This is a genomic window from Streptococcus cristatus (assembly GCF_003943465.1).
Taxonomy (GTDB): domain Bacteria; phylum Bacillota; class Bacilli; order Lactobacillales; family Streptococcaceae; genus Streptococcus; species Streptococcus cristatus_C.
The window spans coordinates 291,997-316,726 of record NZ_RJPR01000001.1 but is presented as its reverse complement, the minus strand read 5'-3'; the positions used below and the strand labels follow the sequence as shown (position 1 = coordinate 316,726).

Annotated in this window: 29 protein-coding genes; 22 read left to right on the top strand and 7 right to left on the bottom strand. The window is 43.7% G+C overall.

The window, feature by feature from the left end:
• Nucleotides 1–58: 58 nt before the first annotated feature.
• A complete protein-coding gene (locus D8793_RS01675; RefSeq protein WP_125370809.1) occupies nt 59–577 on the top strand; it encodes an ABC transporter permease in 519 nt (172 codons plus the stop codon).
• 63 nt (nt 578–640) lie between these two features.
• Complete coding sequence (nrdI, locus tag D8793_RS01670) at nt 641–1,117, top strand: class Ib ribonucleoside-diphosphate reductase assembly flavoprotein NrdI (protein ID WP_376739341.1); 477 nt, start codon at nt 641–643, stop codon at nt 1,115–1,117.
• Between the two features lie 50 nt (nt 1,118–1,167).
• On the opposite strand, the gene D8793_RS01665 is transcribed toward nrdI, so the two are convergent.
• Nucleotides 1,168–1,431, bottom strand: coding sequence for a MarR family transcriptional regulator (locus D8793_RS01665; RefSeq protein WP_125370811.1), 264 nt, complete (start codon nt 1,429–1,431; stop codon nt 1,168–1,170).
• 51 nt (nt 1,432–1,482) lie between these two features.
• Nucleotides 1,483–3,171, bottom strand: coding sequence for an arginine--tRNA ligase (argS, locus tag D8793_RS01660; protein WP_125370812.1), 1,689 nt, complete (start codon nt 3,169–3,171; stop codon nt 1,483–1,485).
• 125 nt (nt 3,172–3,296) lie between these two features.
• Here argS and argR point away from each other — a divergent pair, with 125 nt between their 5' ends.
• Both argR and mutS read left to right on the top strand, forming a co-directional pair.
• A complete protein-coding gene (gene argR, locus D8793_RS01655; protein WP_125370813.1) occupies nt 3,297–3,737 on the top strand; it encodes an arginine repressor in 441 nt (146 codons plus the stop codon).
• Nucleotides 3,738–3,809: 72 nt separating this feature from the next.
• Complete coding sequence (gene mutS / locus D8793_RS01650; RefSeq protein ID WP_125370814.1) at nt 3,810–6,359, top strand: DNA mismatch repair protein MutS; 2,550 nt, start codon at nt 3,810–3,812, stop codon at nt 6,357–6,359.
• A gap of 192 nt (nt 6,360–6,551) precedes the next feature.
• Here mutS and D8793_RS01640 read toward each other — a convergent pair whose 3' ends face one another.
• Complete coding sequence (locus D8793_RS01640) at nt 6,552–7,022, bottom strand: DUF3021 family protein (protein WP_125370815.1); 471 nt, start codon at nt 7,020–7,022, stop codon at nt 6,552–6,554.
• Entirely contained in the window at nt 7,019–7,459 is a 441-nt protein-coding gene (locus tag D8793_RS01635; RefSeq protein ID WP_125370816.1) for a LytTR family DNA-binding domain-containing protein, read from the bottom strand. Before D8793_RS01635 ends, D8793_RS01640 begins: the two co-directional genes overlap by 4 nt.
• 184 nt (nt 7,460–7,643) lie before the next feature.
• Between D8793_RS01635 and mutL the strand changes: the two genes are divergently transcribed.
• Complete coding sequence (mutL, locus tag D8793_RS01630; RefSeq protein WP_125370817.1) at nt 7,644–9,587, top strand: DNA mismatch repair endonuclease MutL; 1,944 nt, start codon at nt 7,644–7,646, stop codon at nt 9,585–9,587.
• Nucleotides 9,588–9,622: 35 nt separating this feature from the next.
• On the opposite strand, the gene D8793_RS01625 is transcribed toward mutL, so the two are convergent.
• Nucleotides 9,623–10,144: an RDD family protein gene (locus D8793_RS01625; RefSeq protein ID WP_045500186.1), complete on the bottom strand. Its 522-nt coding sequence runs from the start codon at nt 10,142–10,144 to the stop codon at nt 9,623–9,625.
• Nucleotides 10,128–10,634, bottom strand: coding sequence for a helix-turn-helix domain-containing protein (locus tag D8793_RS01620; RefSeq protein ID WP_125370819.1), 507 nt, complete (start codon nt 10,632–10,634; stop codon nt 10,128–10,130). Before D8793_RS01620 ends, D8793_RS01625 begins: the two co-directional genes overlap by 17 nt.
• A 169-nt stretch (nt 10,635–10,803) precedes the next feature.
• Between D8793_RS01620 and ruvA the strand changes: the two genes are divergently transcribed.
• The 5 genes from ruvA to D8793_RS01595 all read left to right on the top strand — a co-directional run bounded on the left by ruvA (nt 10,804) and on the right by D8793_RS01595 (nt 14,264).
• Entirely contained in the window at nt 10,804–11,394 is a 591-nt protein-coding gene (gene ruvA, locus D8793_RS01615) for a Holliday junction branch migration protein RuvA (protein ID WP_125370820.1), read from the top strand.
• Between the two features lie 43 nt (nt 11,395–11,437).
• Entirely contained in the window at nt 11,438–12,394 is a 957-nt protein-coding gene (locus D8793_RS01610; protein ID WP_125370821.1) for a hypothetical protein, read from the top strand.
• A 16-nt stretch (nt 12,395–12,410) separates the two neighbouring features.
• On the top strand, nt 12,411–12,965 hold the full coding sequence (locus D8793_RS01605) for a DNA-3-methyladenine glycosylase I (RefSeq protein ID WP_125370822.1): 555 nt from the start codon (nt 12,411–12,413) through the stop codon (nt 12,963–12,965).
• Between the two features lie 4 nt (nt 12,966–12,969).
• Nucleotides 12,970–13,623 (top strand): CPBP family intramembrane glutamic endopeptidase, encoded by a 654-nt coding sequence (locus D8793_RS01600; RefSeq protein WP_125370823.1) that lies wholly within the window; start codon nt 12,970–12,972, stop codon nt 13,621–13,623.
• An 83-nt stretch (nt 13,624–13,706) separates the two neighbouring features.
• A complete protein-coding gene (locus tag D8793_RS01595; RefSeq protein ID WP_125370824.1) occupies nt 13,707–14,264 on the top strand; it encodes a GNAT family N-acetyltransferase in 558 nt (185 codons plus the stop codon).
• A gap of 43 nt (nt 14,265–14,307) precedes the next feature.
• Here D8793_RS01595 and relB read toward each other — a convergent pair whose 3' ends face one another.
• Nucleotides 14,308–14,718, bottom strand: a complete 411-nt coding sequence (gene relB, locus D8793_RS01590) for a type II toxin-antitoxin system RelB family anti-toxin (protein ID WP_125370929.1) — start codon at nt 14,716–14,718, stop codon at nt 14,308–14,310.
• 269 nt (nt 14,719–14,987) lie between these two features.
• Here relB and D8793_RS01580 point away from each other — a divergent pair, with 269 nt between their 5' ends.
• The 12 genes from D8793_RS01580 (at nt 14,988) to D8793_RS11840 (ending at nt 24,723) form a co-directional block, all read left to right on the top strand.
• On the top strand, nt 14,988–16,244 hold the full coding sequence (locus D8793_RS01580) for a competence/damage-inducible protein A (protein WP_185761007.1): 1,257 nt from the start codon (nt 14,988–14,990) through the stop codon (nt 16,242–16,244).
• A gap of 57 nt (nt 16,245–16,301) precedes the next feature.
• On the top strand, nt 16,302–17,450 hold the full coding sequence (gene recA / locus D8793_RS01575; RefSeq protein WP_048763545.1) for a recombinase RecA: 1,149 nt from the start codon (nt 16,302–16,304) through the stop codon (nt 17,448–17,450).
• Between the two features lie 85 nt (nt 17,451–17,535).
• On the top strand, nt 17,536–17,934 hold the full coding sequence (gene spx, locus D8793_RS01570; RefSeq protein WP_005591493.1) for a transcriptional regulator Spx: 399 nt from the start codon (nt 17,536–17,538) through the stop codon (nt 17,932–17,934).
• A gap of 107 nt (nt 17,935–18,041) precedes the next feature.
• Complete coding sequence (locus tag D8793_RS01565) at nt 18,042–18,608, top strand: SP0191 family lipoprotein (protein ID WP_005591494.1); 567 nt, start codon at nt 18,042–18,044, stop codon at nt 18,606–18,608.
• A 43-nt stretch (nt 18,609–18,651) separates the two neighbouring features.
• On the top strand, nt 18,652–19,209 hold the full coding sequence (locus D8793_RS01560) for an SP0191 family lipoprotein (RefSeq protein WP_045500214.1): 558 nt from the start codon (nt 18,652–18,654) through the stop codon (nt 19,207–19,209).
• Between the two features lie 168 nt (nt 19,210–19,377).
• Nucleotides 19,378–19,644, top strand: coding sequence for an IreB family regulatory phosphoprotein (locus tag D8793_RS01555; protein ID WP_005592119.1), 267 nt, complete (start codon nt 19,378–19,380; stop codon nt 19,642–19,644).
• The gene (ruvX, locus tag D8793_RS01550) at nt 19,644–20,063 is read left to right on the top strand and encodes a Holliday junction resolvase RuvX (RefSeq protein ID WP_005591497.1); all 420 of its coding nucleotides are present in this window, start codon (nt 19,644–19,646) and stop codon (nt 20,061–20,063) included. Before D8793_RS01555 ends, ruvX begins: the two co-directional genes overlap by 1 nt.
• 20 nt (nt 20,064–20,083) lie before the next feature.
• Complete coding sequence (locus tag D8793_RS01545; protein ID WP_048763552.1) at nt 20,084–20,395, top strand: DUF1292 domain-containing protein; 312 nt, start codon at nt 20,084–20,086, stop codon at nt 20,393–20,395.
• A gap of 376 nt (nt 20,396–20,771) precedes the next feature.
• On the top strand, nt 20,772–22,004 hold the full coding sequence (locus D8793_RS01540) for a bifunctional folylpolyglutamate synthase/dihydrofolate synthase (RefSeq protein WP_125370827.1): 1,233 nt from the start codon (nt 20,772–20,774) through the stop codon (nt 22,002–22,004).
• Between the two features lie 60 nt (nt 22,005–22,064).
• Nucleotides 22,065–22,562 carry an SP_0198 family lipoprotein gene (locus D8793_RS01535; protein ID WP_125370828.1) on the top strand — a complete coding sequence of 166 codons (498 nt, stop codon included), beginning with the start codon at nt 22,065–22,067 and terminating at the stop codon, nt 22,560–22,562.
• A gap of 182 nt (nt 22,563–22,744) precedes the next feature.
• Nucleotides 22,745–24,280 (top strand): cardiolipin synthase, encoded by a 1,536-nt coding sequence (gene cls, locus D8793_RS01530; RefSeq protein WP_125370829.1) that lies wholly within the window; start codon nt 22,745–22,747, stop codon nt 24,278–24,280.
• A 296-nt stretch (nt 24,281–24,576) separates the two neighbouring features.
• A complete protein-coding gene (locus D8793_RS11840) occupies nt 24,577–24,723 on the top strand; it encodes a hypothetical protein (RefSeq protein ID WP_185761008.1) in 147 nt (48 codons plus the stop codon).
• Nucleotides 24,724–24,730: the final 7 nt, after the last annotated feature.

Below are 24,730 nucleotides of genomic sequence, written 5' to 3'. Positions count from 1 at the left end.
GTCAGGTTCTTCTTTTGGGTGTATAATAGGAAAAAGTATTTCTATATAGGAGGTTATGATGAAAAAGAAACCGATTTATCTCTACGTCTTACTGGGGTTAGAAACAGTAGGCACTTTGTGGGGGCTTATTTCGAAGTTCTCCTCTTCAAATGATGCCGTGGAAACCTTGCTAAAGGGGGTCAATGAGCCAGCAAAATCTCAGTATGCAACTTACTTTAGTAAGAGCGCTGAACTGTCAGGTTCGCTAATAAATAATATTTTCTTTTATGTTGGCTTGCTTCTTTTGATTGCAGCTTGGTTCTTTGTTTTTAAGAAAGATATTTTCAAAGCAAATCTTATTTACATCGCGAACGTTCTTATTGGCTTGATTGGAACAGCGTACGGTTATGTGGTAGCAAAAGGGATTGCAACGTCTTCTTTTTCAGATCCATCCTTACTCTCATCTCAGATACTAGGCCTGAACTTTACTATTGGCTTCTCTGTTGTTGTTAGTCTTATCTTCCTTTCCATTGTTATCTTTAAGCTGATCAAGCAGCAAAAGGAAGCTGAGAGTGTAGAAGTAGCTGAAGAAGATTAAGATTTAGCAAATAACATTTACTGCTGATAAGCTAGATGAGCGGATAAATGTTATTTTTTTGGAATGGAGCAAATAAACATGAAAGTTTCCTTAGTTTATATTAGCTTGAGTGGCAATACAGAGAGTTTTGTCCGTCGTTTGAGTGACTATTTGCTAGAGCAGCATCCCAGTCTAGAGATTGAGAAAATTCACATCAAAGACTTAGTGAAAGAGGGGCATCCGTTCTTTGAAATGGCCAATCCCTTCATCACTTTTCTACCGACCTATCTGGAAGGTGGTAATGGTGTGGATAATGGCGATGTCGAAATTCTCACGACGGATGTAGCAGATTTTATTGCCTATGGGCAAAATGCCAGCAAGTGTTTTGGAGTTGTTGGAAGTGGCAACCGTAATTTTAACAATCAATACTGTCTGACCGCTAAGCAGTACAGCCAACGTTTCGGCTTCCCAGTTTTAGCCGATTTTGAAATGCGTGGCATGCTGGGCGATATCAAAAAGGTCGCTGGCATTATTGAAGAATTGTACGGAATAAAAGCATAAGTAAAAAGCCGTTCAGTCAACAGTTGTTGATCGAGCGGCTTTTGTTTATATTATTGGTTTGCTTGCTCGCCGGCGATAGTTTCGACCAGCTCTTTTGAATATAAAATTCCTAAACGGTAGTTTTTGTTAACGTAAGCAATAAGGTCATTTTGATTTTCACTAGTGGTCATTTTTCCTTGGAGTTCTTGTCGAAAATGATCACTTTTTAGGAGTTCCTGCTGCAACAAAATCTGCAACTTTACCTTTTCTCTTTTGTTGTACAAAAAGAGAATGACCAAGCTAAGGACAACTAAAATATAAGCAGTTTCATTCATAAAATATCTCTTCCTAAGAAAACCTCCCAAAACTGGAAGGTTTGTGTAGGGTTACATTTTTTCTGGAGCTTCTACACCAAGCATGCGGAGAGCTTCCTTCAGTACAACAGCAGTGGTGTAGCTGAGAGCTAGACGGCTGTCACGTTCCGGAGTTTCATCCAAGATGCGAGTGTGAGCATAGTATTTATTGAAGGCTTGAGCTAGGCTGATCGCGTATTTGGCAATCAGAGAAGGCTCAAAGTTATCGGATGCACGTTTAACTACGCGAGCGAAGTCTTGGATCAGTTTGATAATTTCCCAGCTTTCAGCATCGTTGAGGTTGTAGTTGGCATCAAGACTTGGCTTGAAGTCTGCTTTGCGCAGGATAGACTGGATACGTGCATAGGCATATTGTACATACGGTCCAGTTTCGCCCTCAAAGGAAACCATTGCCTCCAAATCAAAGTCGTAACCATTGCGACGGTCAGTCTTAAGGTCGTAGAATTTAACGGCACCAACACCAACTGCATGGGCAACAGCTTCTTTGTTTTCCAGATTTGGATTTTTCTCTTCAATTTGAGCTTTTGCACGGCTGATCGCTTCTTGTAGAGTTGGTTCCAGAAGGATGATGTTTCCTTTACGTGTTGAAAGTTTTTGGCGATTCTTCGTAACCAGACCAAAGTCCACGTGGATCATATCATCGCTCCAGTCAAATCCCATCTTCTTAAGGACAGCTTTGAGCTGACGGAAGTGGTTTGATTGTTCTTGACCAACGACATAAACATTCTTGACGAAGTTGTAAGTGCGTGCACGGTACATAGCAGTGGCAATATCACGGGTGATGTAAAGCGTAGCACCGTCTGATTTTTTAATCATAGCTGGTGGAAGGTTGACATCATCCAAGTCCACAATGCTAGCGCCTTTTGATTCTTTCAGGAGACCCTTGTCTTCCAGAATTTTAACGGCCTCGTCCATTTTGTCATTGTAGAAGGCTTCTCCGTTTAAGCTATCGAATTCAACGCCGAGCAATTCATAGATGCGGTTAAATTCAACGAGACTTTCGTCACGGAACCATTGCCAAAGTTCTGTTGCTTCTGGATCGCCATCTTCCAGTTTCTTGAACCAAAGGCGACCTTCTTCATCCAAGGCTGGGTCGTTTTCGATTTCAGCATTGATGCGGACATAGAGTTTCAAAAGTTCATCGATTGGGTTGGCTTCAACAGCTTCCTTGTTGCCCCATTTCTTGTAGGCAACCATGAGGAGACCAAATTGCTTGCCCCAGTCACCTAAGTGGTTGATCTTGATGGTATTGTAGCCCATCTTGCGGAAGATATTTGACAAGGAGTCACCGATAACGGTTGAACGCAAGTGACCAACAGAGAAAGGTTTTGCAATGTTAGGACTGGAAAGGTCGATGGTAATATTCTCGCCCTGGCCTTCGTTCTGTTGACCATAGTCAGCGCCTTCCTTGATAACTTCTTTGATGACTTGATCAGAGATTTTAGCTTTGTTGAGGAAGAAGTTGACATAAGGTCCAGTTGCGACAACTTTCTCAAAGTGACTTTGATCGATCTTTTCAGCAATATCCGCAGCGATAGCTTGAGGAGCCTTGCGTTCTACTTTAGCAAGTGAGAAAGCTGGGAAGGCAATGTCTCCAAGATCGGAACTTTTCGGCTGTTCTAGTAGGTTAGAGATAGCGCTTTGGTCCAAGCTGTCAATAACTTTGGCCAACTCGCTAGCGATTAATTGTTTATTATCCATATTTGCTCCTTTGGGTCTTTTGTTACTATTCTATCATATTTTATGAGGAATCTTCAATTTTTTTGGTATAAGATAGATTTTTTGATATAATTGAGAGTATAAATATTCAGTCAATGAGGTCGAGTATGAGAAAGAGTGAGCGTCATCAGCTTATTAAATGGATGATCAAGGAAGAAAAGTTAGGAACACAAAAGGATATTCAAAAAAGACTGGAAGACGAGGAGATATTTGTGACCCAAACAACCCTCTCGCGGGATTTAAGAGAGATTGGCTTGACCAAGCTGAAGAAAGATGGGCAAGTCTACTATGTGCTGGCTCATGAAGCAGAGGAGTTGGATCTAGCTGGATTTCTGGCCAGTCATGTTCAGGCAGTTTCTAGAGCGGAGTTTACGCTGGTTTTCCGTACAGGACTGGGCGAAGCGACGGTCTTGGCAAATGTGGTAGATGGTTCGCTGGATAGTCGGATTTTAGGAACCGTTGCAGGGGCCAATACCTTGCTGGTGATTTGCCGGGATCAGGATGCCGCTAGAGAAATCGAGACGAGTGTCAAAGAAGGCATGGACTAGCCAAAAGCTTAGAATTGACGGAGAGGTTTGAGACGGAAGTCCTGACCTCGTTTGTTTTTAGAAAGGATAGAGATGGCAGTAGAAAAGTTATCGCCAGGCATGCAGCAGTATTTGGATATCAAGAAGGACTATCCAGATGCTTTCTTGCTCTTTCGGATGGGGGATTTCTATGAGTTGTTTTATGATGATGCGGTCAATGCCGCCCAGATTTTAGAGATTTCTCTCACCAGCCGCAATAAAAATGCAGAAAATCCCATTCCCATGGCCGGAGTTCCCTATCATTCGGCGCAGCAGTATATTGATGTCTTGGTCGAGTCAGGCTATAAGGTGGCGATTGCGGAGCAGATGGAAGACCCCAAGGAAGCTAAGGGAGTTGTTAAGCGAGAGGTCGTTCAGGTTATCACGCCGGGAACGGTGGTGGACTCTACTAAGCCCGACTCTGCGAATAACTTTCTGGTGGCTTTGGATTACTCAGACGGCTTCTATGGCCTGGCTTATATGGACTTGGTGACCGGCGAGTTTCAGGTGACTAGTTTAGAGGACTTTGCCCTGGTCTGCGGGGAAATCCGCAATTTGAAGGCTAGGGAAGTGGTGCTGGGCTATGCCTTGCCAGAAGCTGAGGAGCAGGTCTTGGCTGGGCAGATGAACCTCTTACTATCCTATGTACAGACGGCCTTGGACGATGTCCAGCTGCTGGGCGAGGAGCTGTCTCCTATGGAGCGTCAGGCAGCAGGGAAATTGCTGGAGTATGTGCACCAGACCCAGATGAGGGAGCTCAGTCATTTGAAGAAGGCCCAGCATTATGAAATCAAGGATTTTCTGCAAATGGATTATGCCACCAAGGCGAGTCTGGATTTGACAGAAAATGCTCGCTCGGGCAAGAAGCACGGCAGTCTTTATTGGCTGATGGACGAGACTAAGACGGCCATGGGCGGTCGCATGCTGCGCTCTTGGATTCAGCGTCCGCTGATTGATGAAGCGCGAATTAGCCAGCGGCAGAATGTCGTCGAGGTTTTTCTGGATCATTTCTTTGAGCGGAGTGATTTGACGGAGAGCCTCAAGGGAGTCTATGATATCGAGCGCCTTGCTAGTCGGGTGTCTTTTGGTAAGACCAATCCCAAGGATCTGCTGCAACTGGCGGCTACATTGGGCAATGTGCCTCAGATTAAAGCTATCCTGCAAGGGATCGACAGTCCGCATCTAGCTCGTTTGATTGAGGGCTTGGATCCTATTCCAGAGTTGGCGGGCTTGATTAGCTCAGCTATTTCGCCGGATGCACCCCATATCATCACCGAGGGCAATATCATTCGGACCGGTTTTGACGAGACCTTGGATCAGTATCGACTTGTGCTACGGGAAGGGACTGGATGGATTGCAGAGCTGGAAGTCAAAGAACGTGCTAACAGCGGCATCAGCAATCTGAAGATTGATTACAACAAAAAAGATGGTTACTATTTCCATGTGACTAATTCCCAGTTGGCTCATGTGCCTAGTTATTTCTTCCGCAAGGCGACCCTGAAAAATTCTGAGCGTTTCGGAACGGAGGAGCTGGCCCGGATTGAGGGAGAGATGTTGGAGGCGCGTGAAAAATCTGCTAATCTGGAATACGAGATTTTCATGCGGATTCGTGAGGAAGCTGGCAAATACATCCAGCGCTTGCAGGCCTTGGCACAAACGCTGGCAGCTGTAGATGTCCTGCAGAGCTTTGCTGCGGTGGCAGAGCAGCAGCATTTAGTACGCCCTGTCTTTACTGCGGAGCGCCGTCTGCAGATTGAAAAAGGTCGGCATGCTGTTGTGGAAAAGGTCATGGGAGCTCAAAGCTACATTCCAAATAGTATTCTGCTGGACCAGGAAACGGATATCCAGCTGATTACCGGGCCTAATATGAGCGGGAAATCGACTTATATGCGCCAACTGGCGATCATCGTTATTATGGCACAGATGGGCTCTTATGTGCCCGCCCAGTCTGCCAGTTTGCCGCTATTCGATGCGATTTTCACTCGCATCGGCGCAGCGGATGATCTGGTATCTGGCCAGTCCACCTTTATGGTGGAGATGATGGAGGCCAATCGGGCCATTCGACAGGCCAGCGAGCGTTCGCTCATTCTCTTTGATGAGCTGGGCCGTGGAACGGCGACTTACGATGGGATGGCGCTGGCTCAGGCTATTATTGAGCATATTCATCATTATACTGGAGCCAAGACCCTCTTTGCCACTCACTATCATGAGTTGACAGCCTTGGAGGATAGCTTGGAGCATTTGGAAAATGTCCATGTGGCAACCTTGGAGAAGGACGGGCAGGTGACTTTCCTACATAAGATTGAGCCGGGTCCGGCTGACAAGTCCTACGGAATCCATGTGGCGAAGATTGCCGGACTTCCTGAGAAATTGTTGGAGCGGGCAGACAGCATTTTGAGTCATTTGGAAAGTCAGGATACCGGACTAGGAACAGAGCTTCCTACCGAATCCAGACAAACACGGCCGCAAGTGGCGGAGCAGATGTCTCTTTTTGCAGAAGGAACGGAAAATCCAGTCCTGACTGAACTCCGAGGCTTGGACATCTACAATATGACTCCCCTGGAGGTCATGGCGGCGGTCGCCGAGCTCAAAAAGAAGTTGTAAAAACAAAGAGGCTGGGACAAAAGTCCTAGCCTCTCAATTGTCTTTGGATTGTCGAGCAAGACGCAGTGGTTGAGTGGGCTCTACTACGCTGATTTCATCAGCTTTTACAGCCCTACTCAACTGTGCGGAGGTGGGACGACGAAATCGAATTCTAACGAATTACCGATTTCTGTCCCACTCTCTTTTTATTTCTCACGATTTGCTAGACAAACCGCTATTGATTTTTTGAATGTTGCGGTAGGTGCGGTAGTAGATAACGCCTGAAATGACCAGATAAATGAGGGTGAATTCCCCGACGGCAGTCAGTGTCAGGCTGAGTATTTTTTCTCTTGGGAAAAATCCAGCTAGATTAGCTAAAAGTGCAAAGGTCAGAATCATCACGCCATAGTGGCTGATGATGGAGCGTAGGATGCTCCAGTCTCTTTGGAAGAAGCTTCCGCTCCATCTGAAAATAGCTCCCATGATAAACCAGATAAGCATGCAGTAGAGCATGATGAGGGAAACATGGACATGCTGGCTCAAAAAGAAGTGACCGATAGGAGAGCGAGGATGAAGCGGTAGATAAGCTGGATTGTAAAAATAAGAAACAATCATGGAGAAGAAGAGACCGATGAAAATCCCTCCAATCCCTCCGAAAAAGAGTTTTTTAAGACGAGTTTTCATAATTGCAACCTTTCTTTGATAGATTTGAGATAACGGCGAGACGAGTATGTCTGGTCGCCGTTTTTCAGAAATATTTGGATCAGGCCATTTGGAGTCAGCTTGAGATGGCTGATTTGTCGACTGTTGATAATCTCCGATTGAGAAATCTGCAGAAAATAGTCCGGAAGGACCTGCAGCAACTGATAAAGAGCTTGTTGAGCTCGGTAGCCGTCTTTTGCCGTTCGGACCCGAACCTGACGGTTTTCTGTATAGATTCGGTGGATTTCCTTAGCATCCAGCAGATAGATGTCGTCTCCTTTCTTGACATGGATCTTATCCTCTTTACCCAGATGTTGAGCAAAGTGGACCAATTCCTGAATGCTTTCGGTCATGAGTCGAGCCTCAATGCTGACGAAGTCTTCGGTGACTTGAGAATCTATTCTTAGCTTAACTTTCATAACTTCCTCCTTTCATCTTTATTAAACCGCAACATGGCAGAGAAAACAAGCCCTTTTGACCATGTGGCAGCTATTTGTGTCTATATGGTTTGTCTTGTGAGCAGAGCGGGCAAGATAAGTCTGCCCTCTGATAGAAAGAGCCCAATGTGTTATAATAGATAGCAGAACAAATACGGAGAAAAAGATGTCAAAAATTATCGAACTTCCAGAAATTCTAGCCAATCAGATTGCGGCCGGTGAAGTCATTGAGCGGCCTAGCAGCGTGGTCAAGGAGCTAGTGGAGAACTCAATTGATGCGGGTGCCAGCCAGATTACTATCGAAATCGAGGAGGCCGGACTCAAGAGCATACAGGTGACGGATAATGGCGAGGGCATAGACCACGAAGATGTCCCTCTGGCTCTTCGACGCCATGCTACCAGTAAAATCAAGAAACAGGCGGATCTCTTTCGGATTCGGACGCTGGGTTTTCGTGGCGAGGCCATTCCTTCCATTGCTTCTGTCTCGCGTTTTACCATTGAAACAGCGACCGAATCTGGTCAGCACGGGACTCTGCTGGTTGCCCAAGGTGGTGAGATTGAAGAGCATGTGCCTACTAGCAGCCCGGTGGGAACGAAAATCAAGATAGAAGATCTCTTCTTTAATACTCCAGCCCGGCTCAAGTATATGAAGAGCCAGCAGGCTGAGCTTTCGCATATCGTTGATGTGATTAATCGCCTCAGTCTGGCCCATCCGGAAGTAGCTTTCACCCTTATCAGTGACGGTCGGGAAATGACAAGGACTGCCGGCAGTGGCAATCTGCGTCAGGCTATTGCAGGAATCTATGGTTTAGCAACGGCTAAGAAAATGGTGGAAATCTCTGCTTCGGATTTGGACTTTGAGGTGAGCGGCTATGTCAGCTTGCCTGAGCTGACTCGTGCGAATCGCAATTATATTACGATCCTTATCAACGGCCGCTATATCAAGAATTTCCTGCTCAATCGAGCTATTTTGGACGGCTACGGCAGCAAGCTGATGGTAGGACGCTTTCCACTCGCGGTCATCAATATTCAGATTGATCCCTATCTAGCCGATGTCAATGTCCATCCAACCAAGCAAGAGGTGCGCATTTCTAAAGAACGGGAACTCATGGCCTTGATTTCTCAAGCCATTGCGACCAGTCTCAAGGAGCAGGACCTCATCCCAGATGCTTTGGAAAATCTAGCCAAATCAACTGTTAAGCGTGCGACTAAGCCCGAACAGACCGCTCTTCCGCTGAAAGAAAATCGCCTCTACTACGATAAGGAGCAGAATGACTTCTTCCTCAAGCCACAGGTGGCAGAGCAGCAGTTATCCTTCGAAGAATCAGCAAAGCCTATTCATGAAGCGACAGATGAAAAAGCAGAACCGCAACTGACTTCAGTCAAATTTGCAGAGAGAAGGTCAGTCAGCTATGACCAACTAGACCATCCAGAGCTAGACCAGGCCAGTCTGGAGCGAGCTGTGGATAAGTTGGATCAGGAAGAGAAGTCAAGCTTCCCAGAGTTAGAATATTTCGGTCAGATGCATGGCACTTATCTCTTTGCTCAGGGCAAGGGTGGTCTTTATATTATTGACCAGCATGCTGCTCAAGAGCGGGTCAAGTATGAGTATTATCGGGAGAAGATTGGGGATGTGGACAATAGCCAGCAGCAGCTCTTGGTACCCTATATTTTTGAATTTCCAGCAGACGATATGCTGCGAATCAAGCAGCGGATGGAGCTGTTAGAAGACGCTGGCATCTTTTTAGAAGAGTACGGAGCCAATCAGTTTATCCTCCGCGAGCATCCCATTTGGTTTAAGGAAGAGGAGATTGAAGCCGGCATCTATGAGATGTGTGATATGCTTCTCCTGACCAAGGAAGTTTCCATCAAGAAATATCGAGCAGAGCTGGCCATTATGATGAGCTGCAAACGCTCCATCAAGGCCAATCACAGTCTGGATGACTATTCTGCGCGTGACTTGCTCTTTCAGCTGTCCCAGTGTGACAATCCCTATAACTGCCCACACGGCCGGCCGGTCTTGGTCAACTTTACCAAGTCGGATATGGAAAAAATGTTCCGCCGCATTCAGGAAAATCATACTAGCCTACGGGAGTTGGGGAAATACTAAACTTTATAGAAGATAAAACAGCCCTAGTCATAGAACTAGAGCTGTTTTGAATTTTTGAGCTGAACTTGTGTCCCAGCAAGTAAATCAGCTGGATGGCGTTTGTCCTTGCGAAGCAGTCCCATCAGCAGAAAGATCAAGAAGAGAATCCCTGCTGAAGTTGACAAGAAAATTGACAGGGCATCTGCTTGATAAGCACTACGGATAGCTCCCATATGTCCCAGCTGCCAAGGGAAAAACTTGATAGCAGAGCGCAAAAGGCTGTGGGAAAGGCTCCTATGTTTGTAAACCAACTGTAAACCTGCCCAACGCTTGCCAAAACTTCCTTTTCTATAGTCTAACCAAGCAAAGATAATAGTTAGAGACAGGACTGAGGTAGAAAAAGCCAGAAGTTGGCTCTGGACTTCAGTGAATGCAGGAATGCCTCCTAAAACCAGATAGTAAAAACCCATAGCCAGTAAAAAAAGAGCAATGAGGTAGCCCGAGATGAAAAGCCAGTCTCCAAACAGCTCTTTTAGACGAGTTTTGACTGGTAAGGGATTATCAGTTTTTAGTTTCATCTTGAGCATCTTCTTTCTTAGAATCCTCATCAAGGCCTATAACCTTGTCCAGATACTTTTCCTTCATCTTTAGCGCCTTGTTAATAGCCATTGCGGATGCGACTAGGAGGAAAAAAGTTAACCAGACCAGGCCAGTGAATTTTGCTGGAAAGATAGAACCTGCGGAAAAGAGATAAATAGCCAAGGCTAATACAAAAATATACAAAACATGCCAGAAGCCATAAGATTTTACTTGCTTATAGTAGCGATCTTTTTCGTCTTCTGAGAGGACGGGTTTTATTTCCGGCTTGTTGCTGTCTTCTAAAAGCAGATAATCTGTCGTCACCTGGAAAATCTTGCTCAGCTCTACAATTTTTTCCAGCTCTGGCAACGCTTGGCCAGACTCCCACTTAGAAATGCTCTGGCGAGAGACATTGATTTGTTCAGCCAGTTTTTCTTGTGACCAGCTTTTTTCTTTTCTTAGTTCAAATAATTTATCAGCGAGTTTCATAATCGCAGCCTCCTTTTCTTTGCTAACTCTATCCTAACAGCTTTTAGTTATCTTGAGAATACAGCTTCCTGTACATTTTGTCAACCGCTGGTTGCACTTCTGTTTGCAGTTTCCAGGCAGAAAATATGATATACTAGATAGGCAAAATGATACAAAAAGAAGGAAGATTATGTACGAATATTTTAAAGGAATCATCAGTAAAATCACAGCCAAGTACATTGTATTGGAAGTCAACTCGATCGGCTATATTCTTCATGTGGCCAATCCTTATGCATACTCAAGTCTAGTCAATCAAGAAACGCAAATTTATGTGCATCAGGTTGTCCGTGAGGATGCGCAGCTCCTTTACGGCTTTGCGACTGAGGAGGAGAAGCAACTCTTTCTCAGCTTGATTTCAGTCTCAGGTATCGGCCCAGTGTCTGCCCTGGCTATTATCGCGGCGGATGATAATGCTGGCTTAGTGCAAGCCATTGAGCAAAAAAACATCACCTACCTGACCAAGTTTCCTAAGATTGGTAAGAAAACAGCCCAGCAGATGGTGCTGGACTTAGAAGGCAAGGTAGTGGCGGCAGATGGTCCGGCAGAAAGCAAGGCGCCCGTCCAGACTGCGGATAATCAGGAGCTGGAGGAAGCCATGGAAGCCATGCTGGCATTGGGCTACAAAGCTGCTGAACTTAAGAAAATCAAGAAATTCTTTGAAGGAACGACGGATACAGCCGAAAACTATATCAAGTCAGCTCTTAAGATGTTGGTAAAATAGGAGAAATAAGAGGAGGGAAAGTATAGTGAAGAGGAAAAGAGCAATGGCAACTCTTGTAGTTGCGTTGGCTATTGTAGGGTTATGCTTCTTTCGCCTACACCAAAATCAGAAAACAAGGAGTTATCCTGAGAAAAAAACTGAATCAAAACGAACCTATATAGATGCTAAAAAAGATTCCCCGATAATCCATGTCTTTGATGATAGTAAGTTTGTTTTTGTGGCACAAAACGATAGCATAGGGGGATTGGCTTTTGGTCAGGATTACATTGCTACTATGGATGCACATCAGATAGAATTCAAAGATACTCTTTTAAAACCTGCTACTGGCCCTGCACCTGTTATTGGGAAAGAAGAATATTTTAAGGTTATTGCTTATGAGCTAAATAATCCATCTTACCAAGCAAAGGAAATTGACATTTTCCATCTGCTAGGGAAAGAAAATCGTTATAGAGGTGTATATAATGTAGTGGGTTATTACATTGATGAAAAAGATTATTTGGCAATTAACCTTGCTCAATCTAATAACGGAAGTGGCAAAGATATGATGCTGGATTTATCTTCTGGTCAGTTAATGGATATTCAACAATTTGGCGATTTAAAACAGGTGCCTTCACCATATGGGAATCGAGATATTGCATTTGGTGGAGTGTATAAGGATCTGAGACAAAAGCTTGCGGAAAATTATCGCTTATATCTGGTAAGTGGATATATAGAAAAAGATTTATCAGAAAAAAATATGGATAAAGAAGTAGATGTTTCCAATACAAACTTTTCAGAACTATATCCTGAAATAGCTAAAGATATGAAAAACATTTCTCGACTCTATTTCAGACCTAAACAGTATAGTAGTAAAGAGTGGTTTGACAAGTTACTGTACTGGTTTGCGCCAAAAGGTCAAGATGCTTTAGAAGTATATGCGACAGATCCAGTCACAGGCGAGAAGACACAAATCAAATCATACGATGAACTTCAAGCATGGGCTGCTGAACATCCAGAATAAGAAAGTGGAATAGAATATGACCAAACGCTGTGGCTGGGTAAAGATGAACAACCCTTTATATGTGGCCTATCATGATGAGGAGTGGGGCAAGCCCCTCCATGATGATCAAAAATTATTTGAATTGCTCTGCATGGAGACTTATCAGGCTGGACTTTCTTGGGAGACCATTCTCAATAAACGTCAGGCTTTTCGGGAAGCTTTTCATTTCTATGATGCCCAGAAAATTGCCCAGATGACGGATGCAGACTTGGATGCTCTTTTGGATAATCCTGATATCGTCCGCAATAAGATGAAGATCTATGCAACTAGGGATAATGCCCAAGCTTTTCTGGCTGTTCAAAAGCAGTTTGGCTCTTTTAACGACTATATCTGGTCCTTTGTCGATTTCAAAACGATTGACAATCAAATTACGAACTACAAGGAAGCCCCAACTAAAACTGAGCTATCAGAAACCATGTCCCAGGCACTGAAAAAGCAAGGTTTCAAATTTGTCGGTCCAGTTTGTGTCTATTCATTTCTAGAAGCCGCTGGTCTTATCAATGACCATGAAAATGATTGTGATTGGAAGTAGAACAATGAAAACAAGAAAATTTCTCCTTATTTTTATCACCCTCTATACTATTTTATTTCTAGGTAGAGGCTTGCAGCTGATTGGAATAAATTGGCTGATTTATCCAGTTTATTTCCTTTTATTTATCTTAGGAATCTTAGCTTATCGTGAAGAATTAAAGGAGCAGTTGGCCTTGATTCTGACCAAGAAGAAGGAATTTCTAAAAACGATCTCCTTGTATATGGTCTTTGTTTTCCTCCTATCCATTGCCTGCAACCTGCTTTCAGCTTTGATTAAACAGAGTCTGGGCTTGCCACTGCAGGGGCAGAATGATGCCAGTATTCAAGGTGCCTTGTTGAAAAATCCATTTTTAATCTTGGTTATCGGTTGCTTTATCGGGCCAATCGTTGAAGAGTTTTTCTTCCGTCGCGTTTTCCTAGGCACTTTCTTGGCAAAATTCTCTGACGGGTTTGGTATTGTCTTAACAACCTTTCTATTTGCCACTCTTCATATGCACAGCTGGGCCTTATCAGAGTGGGTGACAGCTATTTCCTATATTGCCGGAGGTCTTCTTCTCTCGCTCCTGTATCTGAGAAAGGACAAGAATATCTGGTATCCAATTGCCCTTCATTGTTGCAACAATATCATTGCTTTTATGATAACAATTCTTTTAATGTAGCAGTAGAATGGTAAGTAAATAAAGCGAAAGTCTAGCGGTTACTTTTTAACTATTTTGAAGATTTTTAATAAAGGAAATGAAGGATGGATAATAGGGCCTTAGTATATTTAGCGGAGAATCGTATCTTGGAGACGGAGCGCCTTCTCCTACGTCCCATGACCATGGATGATTTGTTGGATTATCATGAATATACTTCAGATGGAGAATTATTAAAATATGATTATCCAGAGCACCAAAGCATAGAAGAGAGCCGAGAGAGTCTTGTTTTATATAATTTAAGTGCTCCTTTGGGTCGCTACGGTATCGAGTTGAAATCTGAAGGCAAATTAATTGGCAATATCTCTCTTCGAATAGATACGGAACAAGAAACGGCGGAAATAGGTTATACTGTCAATGCTAACTATCACAGAAAAGGCTACGCAACTGAAGCAGCCTTAGCCTTGAAAGAATTGGCTCAGAACATGCCGGGGATAAAGACATTCCTTGCCCACACAACTAAGCCCAATCTTGCTAGTCAGGGAGTTTTAGAAAAAATTGGGATGACCCTGATGTGGGAAAAAGAGGGATTGAGCCTTCGCGGAGAGCCGACCATCCGTCTCCGCTACGAAAGTAAGTTAAAGAATGATGAGAAAGAAACCTAGACAAATATCTTGTCTAGGCTTTTTCTATACCCTGTGAATATTCTTACTCCTCTTTCTGCATCCAAATCTTTTCCTTGATAAAGATGCGCAGCTCGTAGAAGAGCATGAAGAGAGTAGAGACGAGGAAACCAGCCATAAAGATATGGTGCAAGTAAGCAAAGATGGCGATTTCAACCAAAACGGAGAAGAGATAGAAAATGATTAAATAGTGCCATTTCTTAGCCTTGCTGTCTTCGATAATCTTTTTCTCCAAGCGTTCATCCTCCTTAATGAGCTGATCCAGACTGAGGTCAAACTCGCGGCTAATGGCGATGAGATTGCCAATATCAGGGATTCCTTTTCCGCTTTCCCAGCGAGCAATGGCAGAGCGGGAAACCTTGAGTCTTTCTGCCAAAGCCTCCTGAGTGAGCTGATGTTGTTGACGAATGTCTTTGAGAACTTGAGAGATTTTCATGATGATTCCCTTTCTAATAACATAAATAATTTTTCTTTCCATCCTTTTCATTTTTATTATAAAAAGAAAAGTCTCCTTTGCCAATAGCATCTGCCTAACAAGGCAGTTATTCTCCATAACAAACAGAATTTCAAAAGTTATCCACAGGATGTTGACAACTTTGTCAATAAAGTTGACAGCTCTTTTTATTTCCTGACATGAAAATCAACTTTTTTACTCTTTTTTGTGATAAAATAAAGCCAATTCCGAATAGTAAGGTAGGAGGTTCTATGAAAGCAGAAATTATTGCTGTGGGCACCGAGATTCTGACAGGTCAGATTGTCAATACCAATGCCCAGTTTTTATCTGAAAAGCTAGCGAGTCTAGGGATTGATGTCTATTTTCAGACAGCAGTGGGGGACAATGAAAACCGTCTCCTGTCTGTCCTAGAAATTGCCAAAGAGCGTAGCGATTTAGTTATCCTGACAGGGGGCTTGGGGCCAACAGAGGATGATTTGACCAAGCAGACCTTGGCTAAGTTTGTAGGTCGAGAGTTGAGCTTTGACCCCGAGGCTGTGGAAAAGTTGGATCGTTTTTTTGCCAGTCGACCAGATTATGCTCGAACGCCCAACAATGAGCGTCAGGCCCAGCTGGTGACAGGCTCGACTCCACTACCAAATGCGACAGGCCTGGCCGTTGGCGGCTTACTAGAAGTTGATGGAGCGACCTATGTGGTCCTGCCAGGTCCTCCTAGCGAGCTTAAGCCTATGGTCAATAACGAGCTGGTTCCCCTCTTATCCACAGGCCAGAAATTGTATTCACGAGTGCTCCGTTTCTTCGGTATTGGCGAGAGTCAGCTGGTGACTATTTTGGCCGAGATGATTGATCAACAAAGCGATCCGACCATTGCACCTTATGCAAAGACGGGCGAAGTGACCTTGCGATTGTCCACCAAGGCTTTGAGTCAGGCAGAAGCGAATGCTAAGTTTGAGGCTGTGGAAAAGTCTATTTTGGCGCATCAGAGTTTTGAGGGACAGCCTTTGTCTGAGATTTTCTATGGTTACGGGGACGACAATTCGCTTGCTAAAGTGGCCTTTGACTTGCTCAAGAGTCAAGGGAAGACAATTTCAGCGGCGGAGAGTCTGACAGCTGGTCTTTTTCAAGCAACCTTGGCAGATTTTGCTGGGGCGTCCTCTATTTTTTCAGGTGGCTTTGTCACTTACAGTATGGAGGAAAAGAGCAGGATGCTGGATATTCCATTGGGAGATCTGGAGCAGTATGGCGTCGTTTCCGCTTTTACGGCTGGGAAAATGGCAGAGCAGGCTAGAAAGCTGACTCAAAGTGACTTAGCTGTCAGTCTGACAGGTGTGGCTGGTCCAGATTCACTGGAAGGTCATCCATCAGGGACCGTTTTTATCGGCTTAGCGAGTGAATCAGGAACGGAAATGATTGAGGTCAATATTGCTGGCCGCAGCCGAGGGGATGTGCGGAAGATCGCCGTCATGCACGCCTTTAACCTCGTACGAAAGACTTTATTAAAGCGCTGATTTTTGGTATAATAAACAGATGGCCAAAAGACATTTTAGAAAAAACAGGAGAAATAAATGGCAAAAAAACAGAAAAATTTGGATGAAATTACAAAGAAATTTGGAGATGAACGCCAAAAAGCTTTAGATAACGCCCTAAAAAATATTGAAAAAGACTTCGGTAAGGGAGCGATTATGCGTCTGGGCGAGCGAGCTGAGCAAAAAGTTCAAGTCATGAGTTCAGGCTCTCTGGCTTTGGACATCGCCCTTGGTGCGGGTGGCTATCCTAAGGGGCGGATTATTGAGATCTACGGCCCAGAGTCTTCTGGTAAGACAACCGTTGCCCTTCACGCAGTGGCTCAAGCCCAAAAAGAAGGGGGCATTGCAGCCTTTATCGATGCTGAGCACGCTTTGGATCCGTCCTACGCTGCAGCTTTGGGCGTAAACATTGATGAATTGCTGCTGTCTCAGCCTGACTCCGGGGAGCAAGGTTTAGAAATTGCTGGTAAATTGATTGACTCTGGAGCGGTTGACCTTGTTGTTATCGACTCTGTTGCAGCTCTGGTACCTCGTGCGGAAATCGATGGGGATATCGGTGACAGCCACGTCGGCTTGCAGGCTCGGATGATGAGTCAGGCCATGCGCAAATTGTCTGCTTCTATCAACAAAACCAAGACGATTGCCATCTTTATCAACCAACTTCGTGAAAAAGTTGGTGTTATGTTTGGAAATCCTGAAACAACACCAGGTGGACGTGCTTTGAAGTTCTACGCTTCTGTTCGTTTGGATGTCCGTGGCAATACCCAAATCAAGGGTACGGGTGATGCCAAGGATACCAATGTTGGTAAGGAAACCAAAATCAAAGTCGTTAAAAACAAGGTGGCTCCACCATTCAAGGAAGCCTTTGTGGAGATCATGTACGGAGAAGGTATTTCTAAGACGGGTGAGCTGATTAAGATTGCGACGGACTTGGATATCATCAAAAAAGCGGGTGCTTGGTACTCCTACAATGATGAAAAAATCGGTCAAGGTTCTGAAAATGCGAAGAAATACTTGGCTGATCATCCAGAAGTCTTTGACGAAATCGACCGCCAAGTCCGTGTACGTTACGGCTTGATTGAAGATGATGAGCCAGCAGAAGCAGTGAAGGGTAAGGCTGAGGCTCCTCTTGAAAAATTAGAAGAAGTGACTCTTGATCTAGACGATGCCTTTGATATTGAGGAATAATTTTTCAAAATAGGTCGCAAGACCGATGGTTTTTGTGGTATAATATACTACGATAGTAGTATCGTGTAGCGAAAGGAGTACTTGCATGATCACAATTTATACGGTTTCAAGTTGTACTAGCTGCAAAAAAGCAAAGACCTGGCTAAACGCCCATCAATTGACTTACAAGGAGCAAAACCTTGGTAAGGAAGGAATTACCAAAGAAGAAATTCTTGATATTTTAGCAAAAACTGAAAATGGCATTGCCAGCATTGTATCTTCAAAAAACCGTTATGCAAAAGGACTCGGTGTTGATATTGAAGATTTGAGTGTAAACGAAGTTATTGACATTATCATGGAAACACCGCGGATTTTGAAAAGTCCGATTTTGGTGGATGACAAGCGTCTCCAAGTTGGTTACAAGGAAGATGATATCCGTGCCTTCTTACCTCGTGCAGTGCGCAATGTTGAGAATACAGAGGCTCGCTTACGAGCAGCTCTATAATTAGATAAAGAAAGGCACCTTTTAGGCTGCCTTTTTTCTGTCTCATTACCTAAAAATGATTGACAAGCGGTTAAACTATGATACAATATCTCTGAGGAGGACAGAACGTGAAGAAATTTTTACTAATTTTTGGCTTAGCAGCTGTGATATTGACTGGCTGCGCTCATAAGAAAGCAGACAAGCCAAAGGGGAAAAAAGAGGAAATTACAACTAATCTTCCCATTATCAGTCAGGCTGAAAAGCAGGAAGTTATCACCAAGAAACTAGTTTTCCCCAAAGATGAGCAAGGAATTCAATCTAGTCAAATTATCACTTATCAAGGGAAACGTTTTATCAAGGTGATTATGGAGAGAATTACTCCAACGGATGATAGTATCAAAAATGCGATTAAAGAAGTGGGCCTGGAGGAGACTCAGCGGCTCTTGGATGAATCAATGCAAAAGGATACGGACTATACTCAGGCAAAAACTGTTGCTGGTTTCACCGGAACCGTTCAGATTCTTAATGAAAATGAAATGAAAATCACGTCAACCTATGATTTTGACAATTTGGATATTGAAAAGGCACTCACTTTAAATTATTTTAAAAATAGCAATCTAAAAGAAATGACAAAGATGCCACCTGAAGAATATATCAATAATTTATTGATGAACGGGGCTGAGGAGCAACAGTAAGGAAGCTTCTTGTCAATCATAGAAAACCAAAAAGGAGAAAGAAATGAAAAAATCAGTAGTACTTTTAATGGCTAGTTTGGCGGTGTTGACAGCTTGTGGACAACAGTCACATAGTGGAAAAGCTGGTAGCAATCAGTCTGTTCAAAGCAAGGCAAAAGATAAATCGGTTACCAAGTCTTATCAGTTAAATCAAAAGGTACAAGGGCTCGATCAAACGATGACCTTGACAGTTACCTACGCGGGCAAGAAGTATGAAAAAGTTAATATTGCTATTTCACAAAATTTGCCAGAAGAAGCTAAGTCGGCCTTAGCTGGTCAAGACTTGTCCTCTCTGCAAGAAGAGGTGAGCAAGAGCTTCAAGCAAAGTTCAGGAGTGGATAAACTTGAACAAGTAAAAGGTATTCAAGTGAATGTTAAAGTGACCGAAAAAGGCACTGTTGATATTGATTTTATTATCGATCCGACAAATCTTGATTATGATGCGGCTTCTAAAGTACCGACCTATGGGCCAATCTTTAGCCAAATGAAGTCTCAGACTCCAGAAGAATTTATCAAGTCCTTCCAAGATGAAGGGGGCAAGGAAATTAGCAATCCGTCCTAATATTTCTGATGAAAACTAGTCTTTGAAAAAGGGCTAGTTTTTTGATGGGAAGGAGCGGTAAATGGTTGAAAAAATGTCGAAAAAGTAGAAAATTTACATGGATTAAGTTTGTGAAAATGTTGTAATTATGCTATAATGGACATATTCTTAAAGAAAGAGGGTGTAATTGTGGGATTTACAGATGAAACGGTACGTTTTAATCTTGATGATTCAAATAAAAAAGAAATTAGTGAGACTTTAACCGATGTCTACAAGTCACTCAATGACAAGGGCTACAATCCAATCAATCAAATCGTAGGTTACGTGCTGAGTGGAGATCCTGCTTATGTGCCTCGTTATAATAATGCTCGGAACCAGATCCGTAAATACGAACGTGATGAAATCGTAGAAGAACTGGTGCGTTATTATTTGAAAGGGCAAGGCATTGACCTCTGATGAGAATTATGGGACTGGATGTCGGCTCGAAAACGGTAGGCGTTGCGATTAGCGATCCGCTTGGTTTCACTGCTCAGGGACTTGAAATCATTCAGATTGATGAGGAAAAAGAGCAGTTCGGTTTTGAGCGTTTGACAGAGCTTGTCGAGCAATATAAGGTGGACAAGTTTGTGCTTGGCCTCCCTAAAAATATGAACAATACCAGCGGACCACGGGTGGAAGCGAGTAAGGCCTATGGCGAGAAAATTGCCCAGCTTTTCCAAATTCCAGTCGAGTATCAGGATGAGCGTCTGACGACAGTGGCTGCTGAGCGCATGCTGATTGAACAGGCAGATGTCAGCCGCAGCAAGCGCAAAAAAGTGATTGACAAATTGGCGGCTCAGCTGATATTACAGAATTATCTAGATAGAAATTTTTAGAAAGAATTGAGGAAATTATTATGGCACACGATCATAACCATGACCACGAACAGGAAAAACCTGAATTGATTACCTTGGTAGATGAGCAAGGAAACGAGAATTTATTTGAAATTCTTTTGACCATTGATGGCAAAGAAGAGTTTGGAAAAAATTACGTACTCTTAGTTCCAGTAAATGCGGAAGAAGATGAAAACGGCGAAGTTGAAATCCAAGCTTACTCATTTACAGAAAATGAAGACGGAACAGAAGGCGAATTGGAACCAATCCCAGAAGACTCTGATGCAGAGTGGGATATGATTGAAGAAGTCTTCAACAGCTTTATGGAGGAGTGAGAGTGGGACGACGAAATCGGTAATTCGTTAGAATTCGATTTCGTCGTCCCACCTCCGCACAGTTGAGTAGGGCTGTAAAAGCTGATGAAATCAGCGTAGTAGAGCCCACTCAACCACTGCGTCTTGCTCGACAATCCAAAGACAATTGAGAGGCTAGGACTTTTGTCCCAGCCTCAGCCTGAGCTTGAAAAATAGAAAGCGAGGAAGGTCCGGGGGACCTTTTTAGCCTGAGCTTAGAAACTAGAAAATCAGCCAGCTTGTGAATTTATCTCAGCTTGGCTACAGATAGTTTCTTTCTAACGAATAGAAAAGAGAGAAGCGAGTGGCGATTCACATTTGAAGTCTGCTTCGCTTCTCTTTTTATATAGGAAAAGTGATGAATGAGATTGAAAAATGGTTGAACGGTCGCATTGGCCTGAACTTTCGTTCAGGCCTGGAGCGGATGCAAAGAGCTGTAGATTTGCTGGGGAATCCTGAAGGGGCTTACCCCGTCATTCATGTGACGGGAACCAATGGCAAGGGCTCCACAATTGCTTTTATGCGGAATTTATTTGCCGATCAGGGGAAAAAAGTAGCTAGCTTTACATCACCGCATATGGTCAGTGTTCATGACCGCATTTGTATCAATGGACTGCCGATTTCGGATACTGATTTTGTTCGCTTAGGGCGGCAGATTCAGGAGATGGAGAGTGAATTGGTCAAGACTCACGACCAGCTATCCTATTTTGAAATCTTGACCTTGCTGGCCTTTCTTTATTTTAGAGAGGAGCAGGTTGATCTGGCTCTCATCGAGGTGGGGATTGGTGGACTTTTGGATACGACCAATGTCTTGGATGGGCAAGTTGCAGTGGTGACCTCAGTGGGCTTGGATCATCAGGAGACCTTGGGGCAGACGCTTACAGCGATTGCAGAGCAGAAGGCTGGTATTTTCAAAAAAGGTCGTTCTGCAATCATCGGCCCCTTGCCGGAGGAGGCTTGTCGGGTTTGTGAGCAGCGGGCAGCAAGCTTGAATTTGGATTTGTATGAATACGGGCGAGATTTTTGGTTTTCTGATCGTTCTTTTAAGAATAAAGACCAGCTTTTATCGCATTTGGTATTGGGATTACAAGGTGCTTACCAAGAAGAAAATGCAGCGCTGGCTTTGCAGGCCTTTCTGCTTTTTGTGAAGCAAATGGACTGGGAAATTGATTTTTCTCTGCTTCCTTCTTCTTTGCAGAAGACCCATTGGGCGGGGCGACTAGAGGAAATTAGCCCGAATATCTATTTGGATGGTGCTCATAATTTACCGGCTTTGTCGCGTCTGGTCGAGTTTATCAAGGGACAGAAGGGCAAGACATGCAGCCTGCTGTTTGGAGCTTTGAAACGCAAGGATTATAGCGGTATGCTGGCCTATTTGCAGGAGGCTCTGCCAGAGGTTCAGGTGACGGTGACTAGCTTTGACTACGGAGAATCTGTGGGGCAGGCAGAAGCTGCGGACTTTGAATATGTGGCTGATTATAGAGCTTTTATTGAGAATTTCAAACAAGAGCAGACGGCTGACCAAGTTCTTTTTGTAACGGGCTCGCTTTATTTTATTGCAGAGGTTCGAGCCTACCTCCAGAGTGTATAAGTTGACCATAGAAAGCCCTGTTTGGTAAAATAGAAGTGGAACAAAGAAAGGAGAAACAAAATGAAAGTTTCAAAAAAATTAGTTCTTTCAGCCCTTACGGCTATGACCGCTTTTGTATTGGTAGCTTGTGGCAATTCTGGTCAAAATCCATCCAATCAGGCAGCTCAATCTCAAGCGAGTTCCTCTGTTTCTCAGTCATCTGAGACAGTGTCATCAAGTAGCAAGGCAAGTAGCAATACAAACAGTAGCGCAAATACTAGTAGTTCAGAGGCTTCTGCTTCCAGTCAAACGGCAGCTAGTGACTTAGATGGGACTTATAAGGCCACTCATGAAGGTGATGATTTAACTCTAGAAGTTTCTGGAAATAAAGGAACCCTGACCAAAGTCGAGCGCGACGGTGAGCAGGAAATTGAACAGGTGCAAGTTGATCCAACTAATCAAACTATGATCGTTGGAGATGACGTTAAGCGTTATCGCGTAGAGGGAAAACAACTGACTCTGGAAGATTTATCGCAGGAAAACGATGATGACGACACAATCGTCTTCACCAAGCAATAATTTTCAAAGAAGGAGTATCCTACAAAAGGCTGGACAGATGCTCCAGCTTTTTGTGTGTTTGGATAATGGAGTGCAGGAACTTCCTTTAACCTTGGACTAGAGACTATTTTCTTTTAAAAAGTTTTGAAATTGCTGCTAATTATTGTTATACTAGATGAAATATGAGACGAGGGAGGATTGAGATGGATCTAGGCAAGTTTCGTTTGCTGATGTCCAAGTATGGTTTCAGCATCATTATCATGTTATTGGAATTGCTTCTTGTTTTTGCGGCCTTTTTCTATTTTAATCTGTTGGTGCCTAATTGGTTGTCAGCCCTTGTCATTGTTTCTTTATATATTGGGACTATCTTGGCGATTGTCAATCGGAATATGCCTCCCGAAAGCAAGGTGACTTGGCTCTTGTTTGCAGTTGTGCCCGTTTTTGGCTTCTTGCTCTATCTGATGATTGGTGAGCGGCGCCTTTCCAAAAAAGAAATTCAGCAGCTGGAAAAAATGGACTCAATGAAGTTTCGAGAGGACAACAGCTATGACCTGCGAGTCGAACTCAAGCAGGAGAATAAATCAGCCTTTGGCATTGTCAAGTCTTTGCTGAGTATGGATCACAATGCGGATGTCTATGATGGTACGACTTCGCAGTATTTCCCCCTTGGTGAAGAGATGTTTGAGGCCATGCTGGATGATTTGCGCTCAGCCAAGAAATTCATTTTTCTTGAATTTTATATCATTGATCCAGGTGTGATGTGGAATCGTGTCCTTGAGATTTTGGTAGATAAGGTCCAGCAGGGAGTTGAAGTCAAGCTGCTCTACGATGACATTGGTTGTATGGCGACCCTTTCAGGAGATTATACGAAAAGGCTGCGCAAGATGGGAATTGATGCCCATAAGTTTAATAAGGTGATTCCGCGGATGACGGTGGCCTATAATAATCGTGATCACCGCAAGATTTTGGTGGTAGATGGGCAAGTCGGCTATACAGGCGGAATCAATCTGGCAGACGAGTATATCAACCATATCGTGCGCTTCGGGCATTGGAAAGATGGCGGTGTCCGTTTGGAAGGTCGAGCAGTGAAGGCTTTGACACGTCTTTTCTTGATGAATTGGTACATCAATCGCGGGGAAATTACGGACTTTGACCGTTATCATTTTGATAGCCAGCGAGTGGAAGGTAAGGGACTTTATATCCCTTACGGGAGCGGGCCCAAGCCGATTTATAAGGAACAGGTTGGCAAGGCTGTCTACCAGAATATTATCAATCAAGCCATCGATTATGTCTATATTACGACTCCTTATTTGATTATTGACTATGATTTGACAGAGGATATTAAAAATGCAGCCATGAGAGGGGTGGATGTTCGCATAGTGACGCCATTTATTCCTGATAAAAAGCTGATTCAGATAGTCACTCGTGGTGCTTATCCAGACTTGCTGGAGGCTGGTGTTAAGATTTACGAGTACACTCCTGGTTTTATCCACAGTAAGAACGTTATTTCGGATGATGAGTTAGCCGTGGTCGGAACCATTAATTTTGATTACCGCAGTCTGGTGCACCATTATGAAAATGCCGTCCTTATGTATCAAACAGAATCGATTGTGGACATTAAGCAGGATTTTGAAGACTTGTTTGATGTTTCCAAAGAAATTTCTCTTGAAACCCTCCAAAATAGCTGGTACCAGCGTTTACTGAAGGAAATCATGCAATTATTTGCTCCGCTACTTTAAAGAGAGTGGGACAGAAATCGGTAATTCGTTAGAATTCGATTTCGTCGTCCCACCTCCGCACAGTTGAGTAGGGCTGTAAAAGCTGATGAAATCAGCGTAGTAGAGCCCACTCAACCACTGCGTCTTGATCGACAATCCAAAGACAATTGAGAGGCTAGGACTTTTGTCCCAGCCCTTTTTTTCTGTCTTTCGCTGAGAGGATTTGCTTAAGAAGCTATAAATGACACTTTCTTGCGACGCTCGCCTTTATTTTACGAATAGTAAGTAGGGGATAGAGAATCAAAGGAGGATTATAGATGGAAATAGCAAAAATAATTTATCAGCTTTCTTGTCCAGAAGAGCGGCTAGTTTACCTAAGATTCCGCGATTTGGAGCGCTTGGCAAAGAAGAGACAGGAGGAGAAAGGGGGCCAAGATAAGGCTGACAGAAAGAGTGCTTTTTGATATACTA

Bases quoted from the DNA above. Each gene is read 5' to 3' on its own strand.
- recA (WP_048763545.1), top strand. From the start codon at position 16,302: ATGGCAAAAAAACAGAAAAATTTGGATGAAATTACAAAGAAATTTGGA.
- D8793_RS01640 (WP_125370815.1), bottom strand. From the start codon at position 7,022: ATGAAAACTCGTCTTAAAAAACTCTTTTTCGGAGGGATTGGAGGGATT.
- D8793_RS01635 (WP_125370816.1), bottom strand. From the start codon at position 7,459: ATGAAAGTTAAGCTAAGAATAGATTCTCAAGTCACCGAAGACTTCGTC.
- argS (WP_125370812.1), bottom strand. From the start codon at position 3,171: ATGGATAATAAACAATTAATCGCTAGCGAGTTGGCCAAAGTTATTGAC.
- D8793_RS01545 (WP_048763552.1), top strand. From the start codon at position 20,084: ATGGCACACGATCATAACCATGACCACGAACAGGAAAAACCTGAATTG.
- D8793_RS01605 (WP_125370822.1), top strand. From the start codon at position 12,411: ATGACCAAACGCTGTGGCTGGGTAAAGATGAACAACCCTTTATATGTG.
- D8793_RS01620 (WP_125370819.1), bottom strand. From the start codon at position 10,634: ATGAAACTCGCTGATAAATTATTTGAACTAAGAAAAGAAAAAAGCTGG.
- D8793_RS01665 (WP_125370811.1), bottom strand. From the start codon at position 1,431: ATGAATGAAACTGCTTATATTTTAGTTGTCCTTAGCTTGGTCATTCTC.
- argR (WP_125370813.1), top strand. From the start codon at position 3,297: ATGAGAAAGAGTGAGCGTCATCAGCTTATTAAATGGATGATCAAGGAA.
- spx (WP_005591493.1), top strand. From the start codon at position 17,536: ATGATCACAATTTATACGGTTTCAAGTTGTACTAGCTGCAAAAAAGCA.
- mutS (WP_125370814.1), top strand. From the start codon at position 3,810: ATGGCAGTAGAAAAGTTATCGCCAGGCATGCAGCAGTATTTGGATATC.
- D8793_RS01535 (WP_125370828.1), top strand. From the start codon at position 22,065: ATGAAAGTTTCAAAAAAATTAGTTCTTTCAGCCCTTACGGCTATGACC.
- D8793_RS01580 (WP_185761007.1), top strand. From the start codon at position 14,988: ATGAAAGCAGAAATTATTGCTGTGGGCACCGAGATTCTGACAGGTCAG.
- D8793_RS01560 (WP_045500214.1), top strand. From the start codon at position 18,652: ATGAAAAAATCAGTAGTACTTTTAATGGCTAGTTTGGCGGTGTTGACA.
- D8793_RS01610 (WP_125370821.1), top strand. From the start codon at position 11,438: ATGGCAACTCTTGTAGTTGCGTTGGCTATTGTAGGGTTATGCTTCTTT.
- relB (WP_125370929.1), bottom strand. From the start codon at position 14,718: ATGAAAATCTCTCAAGTTCTCAAAGACATTCGTCAACAACATCAGCTC.
- D8793_RS01600 (WP_125370823.1), top strand. From the start codon at position 12,970: ATGAAAACAAGAAAATTTCTCCTTATTTTTATCACCCTCTATACTATT.
- D8793_RS11840 (WP_185761008.1), top strand. From the start codon at position 24,577: ATGGAAATAGCAAAAATAATTTATCAGCTTTCTTGTCCAGAAGAGCGG.
- cls (WP_125370829.1), top strand. From the start codon at position 22,745: ATGGATCTAGGCAAGTTTCGTTTGCTGATGTCCAAGTATGGTTTCAGC.
- mutL (WP_125370817.1), top strand. From the start codon at position 7,644: ATGTCAAAAATTATCGAACTTCCAGAAATTCTAGCCAATCAGATTGCG.
- D8793_RS01625 (WP_045500186.1), bottom strand. From the start codon at position 10,144: ATGAAACTAAAAACTGATAATCCCTTACCAGTCAAAACTCGTCTAAAA.
- ruvX (WP_005591497.1), top strand. From the start codon at position 19,644: ATGAGAATTATGGGACTGGATGTCGGCTCGAAAACGGTAGGCGTTGCG.
- ruvA (WP_125370820.1), top strand. From the start codon at position 10,804: ATGTACGAATATTTTAAAGGAATCATCAGTAAAATCACAGCCAAGTAC.
- D8793_RS01540 (WP_125370827.1), top strand. From the start codon at position 20,772: ATGAATGAGATTGAAAAATGGTTGAACGGTCGCATTGGCCTGAACTTT.
- D8793_RS01595 (WP_125370824.1), top strand. From the start codon at position 13,707: ATGGATAATAGGGCCTTAGTATATTTAGCGGAGAATCGTATCTTGGAG.
- D8793_RS01675 (WP_125370809.1), top strand. From the start codon at position 59: ATGAAAAAGAAACCGATTTATCTCTACGTCTTACTGGGGTTAGAAACA.
- nrdI (WP_376739341.1), top strand. From the start codon at position 641: ATGGAGCAAATAAACATGAAAGTTTCCTTAGTTTATATTAGCTTGAGT.